Annotated in this window: 7 protein-coding genes; all 7 read right to left on the bottom strand. The window is 42.3% G+C overall.

The features are described from left to right. Window positions 1-76: 76 nt before the first annotated feature. A complete protein-coding gene (locus tag AAEY75_RS00045) occupies window positions 77-3,997 on the bottom strand; it encodes an AAA family ATPase (RefSeq protein ID WP_352257575.1) in 3,921 nt (1,306 codons plus the stop codon). A gap of 107 nt (window positions 3,998-4,104) precedes the next feature. Then, window positions 4,105-5,706, bottom strand: a complete 1,602-nt coding sequence (locus tag AAEY75_RS00050) for an exonuclease SbcCD subunit D C-terminal domain-containing protein (protein WP_352257577.1) — start codon at window positions 5,704-5,706, stop codon at window positions 4,105-4,107. 144 nt (window positions 5,707-5,850) lie between these two features. Continuing rightward, window positions 5,851-7,488: a siroheme synthase CysG gene (gene cysG, locus AAEY75_RS00055; protein WP_197217305.1), complete on the bottom strand. Its 1,638-nt coding sequence runs from the start codon at window positions 7,486-7,488 to the stop codon at window positions 5,851-5,853. 271 nt (window positions 7,489-7,759) lie between these two features. Then, on the bottom strand, window positions 7,760-8,710 hold the full coding sequence (gene yihG / locus AAEY75_RS00060; protein ID WP_197130217.1) for a 1-acylglycerol-3-phosphate O-acyltransferase, YihG family: 951 nt from the start codon (window positions 8,708-8,710) through the stop codon (window positions 7,760-7,762). Window positions 8,711-9,078: 368 nt separating this feature from the next. Then, a complete protein-coding gene (locus AAEY75_RS00065) occupies window positions 9,079-9,717 on the bottom strand; it encodes a phosphoadenosine phosphosulfate reductase domain-containing protein (RefSeq protein ID WP_201589550.1) in 639 nt (212 codons plus the stop codon). A 71-nt stretch (window positions 9,718-9,788) separates the two neighbouring features. After that, a complete protein-coding gene (locus AAEY75_RS00070) occupies window positions 9,789-10,385 on the bottom strand; it encodes a DUF934 domain-containing protein (RefSeq protein ID WP_197217302.1) in 597 nt (198 codons plus the stop codon). Further along, window positions 10,378-12,063: a nitrite/sulfite reductase gene (locus AAEY75_RS00075; protein WP_352257580.1), complete on the bottom strand. Its 1,686-nt coding sequence runs from the start codon at window positions 12,061-12,063 to the stop codon at window positions 10,378-10,380. The genes AAEY75_RS00070 and AAEY75_RS00075 overlap by 8 nt, the downstream gene beginning before the upstream one ends. Between the last annotated feature and the right edge of the window lie 103 nt (window positions 12,064-12,166).

Genomic DNA, 12,166 nt, shown 5'->3' on the forward strand with positions numbered 1-12,166 from the left:
GGTTTTTTATTATTTAATCAAACAAGAGCGTTTACATCTTGATTACTGACACTCTATTATTGAAAAATGAATTAACTTACGAGGCTTTTTCACCGACAACTCTCTGACACCCTTGACCGCTAATTTGGCTAAAGCCACCAGAGATTTTCTCAACCTTAATTTGGGTTAAGATACGGTCTTTTAATGCCTGCACGTGAGAGATGATACCAATCAACTTACCTTCCTGTTGTAAGCTCGTTAACGTATCAAGAGCGATATCAAGTGACTCTTCATCCAGTGTGCCGAAGCCTTCATCCAAAAATAAAGAATCCACACGAATGTTGTGACTGGCCATTTGCGATAGCCCCAATGCGAGTGCCAAGCTAATAATAAAGCCTTCGCCACCAGAGAGGTTTTTAGTACTTCGGACATCGCCACCCTGATAGTTATCAATCACATTGAGTTCAAGCGGATTGTGGTCGTCATGGATGAGTAGGTAACGGTCACTCATCTTTTGCAACTGCGTATTGGCATGACTAATCATAACTTCAAACGTTAACCCTTGAGCAAAGGTACGATATTTTTTACCATCAGCTGACCCAATTAGCGTATGTAGCTGCTGCCAAACTTGTAGCTTTTGTTTTTGCTCATCGATAGCCACGAGTTGTGCTACTTGTTCGCCTTTTTGATTGTCGTTATCTTTGAGTTTTTGGTCAATTGCACCGATCTGCTGACTGAGTTGATCAATATCCGTCTGTATGTGGTGATACTCGCCAGCCAGCGTTTCTCTATCCTTATCTGTCATAGGCGCAGCAAGTTTTTGTGCTAATGACTTTTGAGTACTATCTAGCTGTGACTTCACCTGTTGCAAGGCATTGTCGATAGTCGATTTACGTATGTGTAGTGCTTCGCGCGCTTCTTTAGGCAGGCGTGCACTGACAAAAGCAGCTTCGTCGGCGAACTGTGATTCTGATAGTAAATCCGTAAATTCACTTTGTTGCGTATTAAGCGTACCAGTCGCAGATTGTAGCTCTGTTGCTAGCTGCTGCTGTCTAACTTTTAATTGTTCTAATGTCTGCTGAATGGTATCTAGCTGCCTTTGTGCCATTACCTTACTAGTTTGAGCTTTATCGACCGCACTTCGTAATTGAGTCTCCTCAGCATCTACCTCTTTATCTGCAAAAATCTCTTTTCTGTCTTGCTTTAATTGCTCGATAGTATTGGTTTTATTAGTAGTTAAGCGCTCTAATTCTTTGAGCGATTTTTCGTCATTGGCAAGCTGTGCTTGTTTGGCTTCAATCTGTGCTGTTAAGCCGCTTATCGTATTGGTTAGCTGCTGTTGTTCGTTTTTTTGCTCATGGCAATATTGCTTTAACTGACTTAGGGCGCCACGCTGTTGACGCAGTCTTTCGATATGAGGATTATAATCTGAACTGTCTATGACAGTCTGCTTAGTAATACTATCATTCAGTTGCTTGAGTGCGTCTTGAATGTCTACTGCATTAAAAGCTATAGATAAATACTCTTTATGGTTATCTATAGGGTATTTATGCGCTAGAGCTGAAACAGCGGTCATAATAGGTGCCAATTCAGAGAAGTTGGCAGCGATACTTTCTTTAATACTCTCAATTTTCTGTGCATTAAGCTTAATATCAGTTGCCAAATTACTGATGTCGCGAATAAGTACTTGTTGCTGCTTTTCATCGGTTTCGATTGTAGTACTAATATGTGCCATACGTTGTGTCAGCACATCGTATTGGCCCATCATGGTTTGTAGAGACTGCTTATAATCAATCAGGTTGTGTTTGGCGGCATCCAATAAAGATAGAGAGTTGTCTACGTCAATCGAACCATTGACGTTAACTGTAATTTGAGTAAGCGGATGAATGATCGCTGCAATGGATTCAGAGTAACTATTTTTATCATCAAATAACGAAGCCAGATAAACCCGAATATCACTAGATAAGGTCTCGGTCTCTTGCTGTAACGGCGCTAATTGCTGCTGTTGGTTATTGAGCGTCTCTTTCTTTGTGGCATGTTCAATATGCAGTTTTGATACCATCTGCTCAAGATTGTCTATAACAGTTTCTAGTGTCGCCATTTCTTGCTTAATCTTTTGTGTTTTAAACAATTGGCTTTGGTCGGCATTGTCGTCGATATGATTGTCTAATAACGGATGGTGTTTACCATAAGGATGTTCATGAGCACCACAAAGCGGGCAGGGCGATCCGTCTTGTAGTTCTGTTATATAGTCTTCAAGCTTAGCGACTTTCTGTAGTAGATTTAGATGCTCTTGTTTATCTTGTCGTTTGAGCTTAGCATTTTGAATGTCTGATTGATGACTGGTAATTATCTCTTCTAAATTAGTTAACGCTTGGCTAAGTGCTGGTAGTGAAAGAGTGGTTCTTTTGATTTGGCTAGTAAGTTCGGACAGTCGTTGTAACTTGAAACGAGCCTGCTCAGTTTGGTTATTAATTTGATCAACATGTTCTTGATCACGACGCATACTAACCAGCGATTGTTTTTGGATGAGTGCTGCTTGCTGCTGTCGTACGCTGGCAAGTTGCTCACGCTGTTGTGTTATTAATGACGTATCAGCGTCCTGCTGCTGAGACAATTGATCAAAACTTGCTTGTAGTTGGCTGGCTTGATGGCCATGTGTTCGTTTATCGGCAGCTAAGCGCATATTGTCTTCTAGCAATGACTTTAATCGGCTACAGCTGCTATCAAAGGTTGCCATATCTGTATCGAGATCGTTTACCTCTGGATAGTCATTAAAGTACTTTTCTATACTGTCAAACTGAGTGTTAATATCCTGCTTTGTTTGTTTATGGCTAGCTATTTCTTGACGTAATTGTTGAGTATTATTAACCAGTACGCCTTTACGTTGATTGTCATTTGATAAAGCATGAGCTTGCTGTTTTATATCAGCATCTAATTCACGCACCTTCTTAATAATGGGTAAAGCGGTTTGTAAGTTATCTGTGGCGTTCTTTTCAAAAGTACTCGCCTCATTTAGATGACTTGAAGCTTGCCCAAGCGCTTCTTCCTGTGTCGGGATTTTACTAAGCAATGTTTGTTGCTCAGCATTCAATCTATTGACCATCTCTCGGCTATAGCACAGCGCGCGAAACTGGCTGTCAATTTCTAAGGCTTTGGTCGCAATATCTAAGCGTTGTGCTTCTGGGATAAAATCTTTCTGTTCCTGTTGCGCTGTTGCGAACTCAGCCTGATAAACCGAGAGGTTCTGTTGTAGTTGATAGAAGCTATCCAACCACTGTAGTTGTTCACTCAGGGTTTTGAATGTTTGTCGTTGTTTGATTTGCTGTTGATTCAGAGTGTCTAACTCTGTAGCCAGTCGTCTTTCATCTTCAATATTTAATAAGGATAAGCTATTAACGCCTGCTAGTAACTTGCCAAGCACTTCTTCCTCTGAGCGTTTTTTCTCGTGCACGTTTAACGATATTTTGGCATAGACGGCCGTACCCGTTATTTTTTCTAAAATGGCAGCTCTATCACCAATATCAGACTTCAAAAACGCCGCAAAACTACCTTGTGCCAACATGATGGAACGAGTAAATTGATTAAAGTCCATACCGATTAGATCTTGAATGTAGGCTGATGTTTTAGATTTTTTCTCTTCTAAAATAGCACCTGTTTCAACATCACTAATCTCATGCTTAATCGGTAATAAGTTGCCTTTGGCTTTTTTGTGGGCACGATGTTGATACCAATAGCATAGATAGCGTTTGGAATTTATCTCGATGATAACCTCTGCTGAGCACTCGCCCGTACCTTGGGTCATTATCTCATTCGTTGAACCCGTAATATCACCCAATCTTGGCGTTTGACTGTATAGCGCTAAGCAAACGGCATCCAGTATGGTGGTCTTGCCAGCACCTGTTTGCCCAGTAATAGCAAAAATGCCCTCATTGAGAAAAGCGGGGTCGCTAAAATCAATGTGCCATTCGCCTTTTAAGGAATTTAAGTTTTTGAGTCGCAGTTCAATCAGTCGCATGGGCAGGTCTTATTTTGATATAGGGCAGTGTTAAAAGGTGAGAAAGCTAAAAGGCATTAGTTATTAGTAATTAAAAGTTAGAAGCTATGTATGTTGAATAACTTATATTATTCGGCATGGCTATCTGCATGACGTAGGGTGTAAACGATTTGATCGTAGGCATCACGCAAGGTTGACTTTTGCTCATCAGGAATACTATGTGCGGTCAAGCAACGCTCAAATACCTCTTCTTCATTTAAGTCTTGTAACGTCTCAGAAGTTTGCTGTTGGTTAAGGACTTTATTATAAGTTTGAGTATTCTTAATTTTTAATACTTCACATGGCAAGCCTTCTACCATGGCCTGAATATGCTCGCGTAATTCACTAACAATATCATCGCCGATATAAATAACTTCTAGCCAAACGGATTCTTTTGAATCAAGTGATTGAATGGCTTTATCAATAGACTGATGAATAGACGCTAAGTCACCTGAGACTTGTGCCAGTTTCTGAAATTTTGGAATGGGTAAGGAAACTACTTGCATCTGATTCAAATTATCGTGATGCAGTATTTTATTGGCAGTGGCGGCATGAGTAGGCACTGATTGATTATCTAGGTCTTGCTGAGCAAGAGGGTTCTCTGTGACATCAGTTTTTACAATCTCATCATTCTCATTGGCCGATGGCTCATCAAAACCAAACAAGTCATCCATCAAAGGCTCTGCCTGAATAGCCACTTTTTTAACGGTTTTTTCTACTGACTTTTCAATCTTGGTCGTTTTAACATGAGAGGCTGTATTGATAAGCTGAGGAATATGATGATCAGGGGTAGCGTCTAGATCTGATATGACATTGTTTGCAGCACCAAACTTTACTAGCAATACCTGCTTTTGCTGCTTGGCTTCTCCAAAGCCCATGGCAATAGGGGAGCCTGAATAGCGAATATGCTCACAACCTCCGACCCGCTGTGGCACGTGCAAATGACCAAGCGCAACATAATCAAAGCTTTCATCGAACATATCAGCAGAGATTTTACCCAGTGAGCCAACATAAAGCTCGCGTACACCATCATCATCGGTTGTGGTACCGCCAGCAGCAAATAGATGTCCTGTCGCAATGATAGGGATATGCCGATTATGCGCTTCGATAAGTTCAAATTGCTTGGATTTTGCAATGCTAGCTACTTCATCATAGTGTGCACGAATACCTTTTATGACATTGGCGTCTTTGCTATCCGCTGACTCGCCAGCGCTACTGCTACGCACATCGCGGTCACGCAAGTAAGGAACAGCGGCGATAATACAATGCGGAGTGCCATCTACATCACCTAAAACCAGTACTTCGTTGTTTAAATCGTCACAAGCAGTGCCAATCACATGAACGTTTAAGAACTTAAGCACCTGACTGGGGGCATCTAAAAAAGTAGGGGAGTCGTGATTGCCCGCGACTATCACCACGTGCTGACAGCATGACTTGGAAACTCTCCCTAAAAACTCAAAATACAACGCTTGGGCTCTATTACTTGGCGTCATGGTATCAAAAATATCACCAGCAACGACTAATACATCGACTTTTTGCGTGCTAATTGTCTCTTCAAGCCAGCTCAAAAACGCCTCGAATTCCTCATAGCGCATGCGGCCATAAAGCCTACGACCTAAATGCCAATCTGAGGTATGTAGGATGGTTAATGGTCGATCGGGCATTGAATTGGAAGTGGCAGGTGTAGACATAATTGCACTTAAAGACAGTTAATGGGAAGCTGTCATTCTAGCAAGATTTTTTGTGGTTTGCGCTGTTGGAATGCGTGAAAAAAGAGCCCTACCAATATATTATTATCGATAGAGCTCTTTATTGTTGAAAGTTAATACTAAAAATTAATCAATAATCAGTTGTTCTAAACCTTCCTCTTGCTGCGTAGCCAAACTGGATATCATAGAGAGCGCATGTGCTTGTTGGTCTATCGGTTGTTTTTCTACTTTACCTCTTGACCCTTCGCGCAACCAGTTCTTCGCTAGATCATCACTGTTTTGATTGTGCTGCTGATTTTGTAAGTTGTACCAAGCCAAATTATCATGCAGAGCGACGACATCTCCCATGATAAGTAGCGCAGGTGTTGGTAGCTGGTTTTGCTCTTGTAACTCAACGATATTGGCAAGTGTGCCGGTTAATACTTGCTGATTGGGCATACTGGCATTGGATACGATGGCAATAGGAGTACTATCAGCTCGTCCAGCATCAATCAAGCCTTCAGTCAAACGAGGCAAAGAGTGCAGACCCATATAGAAAACAACCGTCTCATCAGTATTTAAAAAGCTCTTAAAGTTACTGTTTGGTGCGCCAGCCTTTAAAAATCCAGTGACAAAGCGTACCGATTGCGAGTGATCACGGTGGGTAAGTGGAATACCTGCATAGCTAGCAGCTGCGTTGGCAGCAGTAATGCCTGGTACAACTTGATAAGGAACGCTATGTGCCCGTAAGCTTTCAATCTCTTCACCGCCGCGCCCAAAGATAAAAGGATCGCCACCTTTTAGACGAACCACACGGCGACCTTCTTTAGCGCTATTTACCAACAGCTCATTGATACCAAGTTGAGCGACCGCATGGTTGCTGCGCTTTTTACCTACAAACACTTTGTCCGCATCACGGCGGCACAAATCTAAGACTTGTGGCGAGACCAAGGCATCATAATAGACAATGTCCGCTTGCTGCATCAGGCGTAGCGCTTTAAAAGTTAGCAGCTCTGGGTCACCAGGGCCTGCACCCACAATATAAACCTCGCCAACTGGAGTGGTAGCATCCAAAGAGGTTTCGTTGTCGACTACAGGAGTAGCTACCACAGTAGAATTGATTGTTGCCTCATTAGCACTGGCAATATTCGCAGCAGTGCTATCTAAATCGGCTTGTAGCTGCTCAGTGGCTTGGGTTTCATTACCAGCAAACATGAGCTCACTGACTTTGCCTTCAAACGCTCGCTCCCAAAACTGGCGACGCCCCGTTAAGGTAGGAATCTTGGATTTTACCTCAGTACGGAACTCGCCTGCCAATTTGGCCAATTTGCCATAGCCTTGTGGAATCAACGTCTCAAGGCGGGCACGTAGTAAACGTGCTAGCACTGGTGCTTTGCCGTTAGATGAGATACCAATCACAATAGGATTGCGATCAACAATGGCTGGGAATATAAAGTCGCATAAATGCGGCGTATCAACCACATTGACGGGAATATTTAGGGCGGTGGCGTCAGCATGGATTTGATGATTCAGCGTTTCGTCATCAGTAGCCGCAATAATGACGCGTGCGCCTGACATATAGGTGTTATTGTAATTTTCATAGATGAGCTGATGCTTACTATCGCTTAGCAAAGCTTGTATTTCATCACTAATAACGGGGGCAAGGATAGTGATTTCTGCACCAGCACGACTCAGCAGATCCGCTTTGCGTAGCGCCACGTCTCCGCCACCAACGATAAGCACTTTGCGGTCTTCTAATTTAAAAAATAATGGAAAAGTGTTCATAGCATCACCACCAATTCATTCAATGTAAAATATACCACTATTATGAGGTATCGTGCGCGACGTCTCACGCAGTGAATTGGCATTAGTATATTCGTTTTTGATATGAGCGGTGTGTTTTTTGATAGGAAAAGGAATAGATAAACCAAATACATCCATATATGGCAAGGATGGCTGAAGGACAAAATCTTATAGCCAAAGCAGTATGCTTAAGTGCTCTGGCTATAATGTTCATAAAATCTTCGCAATCATATATGCAGTCTTATGCTAAAACCTACTCAAACTCACTGAGCATTTTAGTCATACGTGCATCTTTTTGTTGCCAGATATCTTCTAACCAATCAAACATCATCTTTTTCGTGGCTTCATCACGGTCGTAACCACCATCCATAATCGCGGCAAACAGCTCATCAGGTATCTTTAGGCGAGTCACATCAACACCCAGACGACGGATATTACCTTTCCATAAATCATCATAGTCAGGAGTGCCATCTGGATACACGATAGTGACATCTAAAATCGAATCTAACTGATCGCCTAACGCATTGATTGCCAATGACAGACCACCAGCCCGCGGTTTTAATAGATGCTGGTAAGGTGAGTCTTGTTTGTCATGTTTTTCTTTGGTGAAGCGCGTACCTTCTAGATAATTAAGTAACGCAAAAGGCTTATCTTTTAATTGACGACACGCACGCTTGGCTTCGATTAAATTTTGTTTTTTAAGTTCTGGGTTTTTTGCCATCGCTTTAGAAGAAAATCGCTTCATCATTGGAAAGTCTAAGAAGTAAAAAGCTTGACCGATAACAGGAATATAAATCAAATTAAACTTAGTAAAGAACCGCGTCAAAGGTAATCTATCTTGGCTAATATATTGCACGATACTGGTATCAACCCAAGACTGATGGTTGCTCACGAGTAGGTATTGTTTATCCTCGCTCAGATCGTCAGGCATATTAATACGCCAGTCTTTATGAGGCAACGCATGATTAATTACGGCGTTATTACTGTTAATCCAGTATTTAGTAATCGCAATGAGTGCATCGTCGGCGTATTTTGACTTGGTTAGTACTTTCGCAGCACCCAAAGTCCAAATAGGTAAACCAACGAAGATGCTGTTGGCAGTAAGGACGCTGGCACCAGTCAGAAAAGATGCCGCTTTACCGACAGGAGGCAATTTATCATGGAGCTTTTCGTAGAGTGAGTCATTTTTTTGTATAGAGGGCATAACAAATATCCATATTGATGAGTGCGGTAAAACTATTACCAATCTTGAGTAACACGATGCGCGTGATTATCTACAAAGATGGCAATTTCGTTCGTAATTGGGTTTAAAAGGGTTGGCTTAGTGAAGTGATGGCGCACAGCCCTCAAAGGTAAGCCATAGAATAACGTAATGTTATACCAAAAAACGTTAAAACGTTGTATAAAAATACCAAATGAGTCATTTAACATCTGCACAATGCGCTATTGCCTAACGAAAAATAATGAGAAAACCCTTTGATAAATGACTATATTAAACACAAAAAAGAAGCGATGATATTGAAATCATCGCTTCTTTTTTCTTCTTAATGCCATTAATAACTTAGTCGCTATCTACAGCTGAGTATGCAAACCACACTCACGGCTTTCTTCTACTTTCGTTGGATCAAAGTAGTCAAACTCATTTGGTAGGTTATGCTCTTCAAGATACACGTCTAGATCAGCATCTGTTTTTTCAAATAATGGCGCTACTTTTAATACACCATCTTTTGATAGGCTAAGCACATCAAGACCTTGACGGAATTCTGTTTGATCTTTACGGATAGCATTGAACCAAACGTCAGGCTTCAATTCATCTAATGCACGGCGGAATGGTTCAAGTTTTACTTGGTCAGTAAACTCATCATGCTGTGGATTATCAATACCAGGAATACCGTTCATGGTCGCGTCACGATGTGCAGCGGTTTGCTTAGGGATATAAGTAACGACATTTAGATTTAGGTCACGAATGACTTTATTAGCGAATTGATATGTCGCATCCGTGTTATAGCCTGAATCTACCCATAGTACAGTGATATCTGGGCGCTGCTTGGCAACTAGATGTAAAATCGCTGATTCATAAGGACGAAAGTTAGTGGTAATGATTGGGTTTTTAGCTTGGCTTAGTGCCCATGAAACGATCTCTTCTGGCGACTTGCCGTTTAGCTCTTGGTTGGCTTGATCGATATCTAGGTTTGGGTGTAATTGACTCATGATACATTCCTTACAATGGGATTGGTTTAACAATAAATTTAATAAAAGTTAAATAAATAATGAATGGTAAATTAAACGTTAGCAAACATCGGTAATGCAGCAGCATTTCGACCATCGTAGCTACTGGCAAGCGCGTTGAATGCTTGACCAATATCAGAAATTGATTGCATATCATGCTCACTGAGCACAAAGCTATCTGCACCAGAACGTAGCAGATAAGCGATTTGATCACGGCCAAACTTGCCAGCCATGCGAATCTCACCTTCGTAACCCATTTGGCGTAACGTCTGCGCAAAACTGAAGCCGCGACCATCGACAAACAATGGCACATGAATGACAATTAAGTCTTGCTGTAATAAAAACTCTGATAAACCAACTAATACATCCGTGTCACTGTCCGATGTCACCCAAACGCCTGTACGGCTAGTGTGTTGGGACAGCAACTCACGTACTTGTTGTAATAGTCCGCCAGCAATCTTGCCTGTAGCGTCTAACAAATCATCAAGTGGCAACAGCACATCTGTTTTTTCTGACTTATGCAATAGCTCAAGTAGTGATGTGTGGGTTAGGGCAATACCTCCTGGTAGCTCATTAGTGGTGAGCGCTAGCCACGTATCGGTCTGACTGATATCGATACCATCGCTATTTAATACGTGATGATTACCCATAGACCTTCTCCTTAAAAGGTGCCACGCCAACGCGATTGACCAAGTCACTAAAGGCTTCTACGTCGTTCTCATTGCTCACGCGCTGCTCTAAATAGACGTCCAGTATTTTTTGTAGGGTGATCGCCACATCTTCGGCTGGTACTGCTTTACCCAATATTTTACCGACTTTGGCATCGTTGCTAGAGTTACCACCTAGGCTGATTTGGTACCAATGCTCACCCTTTTTATCAACACCAAGGATACCGATATCACCGGTATGGTGATGAGCACAGGCATTCATGCAACCAGACATATTTAGGCGGATTTCACCCAAGTCATAAAGGTAGTCGAGATCATCAAATTGCTTCTCGATTTGCTCAGCGATATTGTGAGTTGTGGCATTGGCGAGTGAGCAATAGTCCCAACCTGGGCAAACAATCATATCGGTTAGCGTGTTTATGTTGGCGCGTGCTAAATGCAGTTCAGCCAACTGTTCCCATAGCTCATATAGCTGATTGGTTTGCACATCAGAGAAGACGAGATTTTGCTGATAAGTACCACGCAATTCACCAAAGCTATATTTGTCTGACAGATCAGCGAGAGCATCCATTTGTGATTCGCTGACATCACCAGATGGTACGTAGGTTCCGTCGACCAAGCCTGCTTTCAGAGAAATTACGACGGCGCGATAGCCTGCTATTTTATGCGCGACTGTATTTTGGTTATACCAATCGGCAAAATCTTTATTCGCATTGAGTTGCTGTTGCAAGTCAGACTGTACTTGTAGCGCATCAAAACCAACATAATCAGGCTCACTAAAGAAGCCAATAGCCGTGTCAAAGTTTGCATCGGTTAGCGTCAGTGGACCGTCTTTGGTATGGGCTTCCCACTCAGCATCGACCAATTTAGCAAAGGCTGGACCGCCCATGCTCTCGACCAATATCTTGATACGCGCTTTGTATTTATTGTCACGGCGACCATGCAGGTTATAAACGCGCAAAATAGCGTCTAGATAGCTAAGTAAATGCTGACGTGGCAAGAATTCGTTAATTACTTTACCAATCACTGGTGTACGGCCAAGACCGCCACCCACCAATACTTCAAAACCAATCTCGCCTTCGTCATTGGTTTTTACATGCAATCCAACATCATGTACTTGCGTCGCCGCGCGGTCATTGGCAGTACCAACGACAGCAATCTTAAATTTACGCGGTAAAAAAGCAAATTCAGGATGAAAGGTAGACCACTGACGGATAATCTCGCAATAAGGGCGTGGATCCGCAATCTCTTCTTGATGAATACCGGCATAAGGATCGGTAGTCGTGTTACGAATACAGTTGCCCGACGTTTGAATGGCATGCATCTGTACGGATGCCAGCTCCGCCAATATGTCTGGCACTTCTTCAAGTTTTGGCCAATTCAACTGGATATTGGTACGGGTCGTGAAGTGTCCGTAACCCTTATCGTATTTACGGGTAATCTCTGCCAATTTACGCAGTTGATAGCTGGCTAGTAGGCCGTAAGGAATAGCAATACGTAACATCGGCGCATAACGCTGAATATAAAGACCATTCTGCAAACGCAGTGGCAAAAACTGTTCTTCTGGCAGCTCACCCGCCAAAAACCGTTCGGTTTGGTCGCGAAACTGGGCGACTCGTTCCTCTACTAAGTTTTGGTCAGCGTAGTTATATTGATACATGACGTAATCTCAAATTTGTTTTTAGACTTAAAAGCAGCGACGAAAATGATTTGCGTGTGTAATATATTTTGTTGTCGATCGCAATGTGTACCGTTCAGCTTTA

It is taken from the genome of Psychrobacter sp. TB55-MNA-CIBAN-0194 (genome assembly GCF_040309505.1).
In the GTDB taxonomy this organism is placed as follows: domain Bacteria; phylum Pseudomonadota; class Gammaproteobacteria; order Pseudomonadales; family Moraxellaceae; genus Psychrobacter; species Psychrobacter fozii.

What these genes read in the sequence shown, in the direction of transcription:
- AAEY75_RS00050 (WP_352257577.1), bottom strand. Translation starts at nt 5,706, where the DNA reads ATGTCTACACCTGCCACTTCCAATTCAATGCCCGATCGACCATTAACC.
- AAEY75_RS00065 (WP_201589550.1), bottom strand. Translation starts at nt 9,717, where the DNA reads ATGAGTCAATTACACCCAAACCTAGATATCGATCAAGCCAACCAAGAG.
- yihG (WP_197130217.1), bottom strand. Translation starts at nt 8,710, where the DNA reads ATGCCCTCTATACAAAAAAATGACTCACTCTACGAAAAGCTCCATGAT.
- AAEY75_RS00045 (WP_352257575.1), bottom strand. Translation starts at nt 3,997, where the DNA reads ATGCGACTGATTGAACTGCGACTCAAAAACTTAAATTCCTTAAAAGGC.
- AAEY75_RS00070 (WP_197217302.1), bottom strand. Translation starts at nt 10,385, where the DNA reads ATGGGTAATCATCACGTATTAAATAGCGATGGTATCGATATCAGTCAG.
- cysG (WP_197217305.1), bottom strand. Translation starts at nt 7,488, where the DNA reads ATGAACACTTTTCCATTATTTTTTAAATTAGAAGACCGCAAAGTGCTT.
- AAEY75_RS00075 (WP_352257580.1), bottom strand. Translation starts at nt 12,063, where the DNA reads ATGTATCAATATAACTACGCTGACCAAAACTTAGTAGAGGAACGAGTC.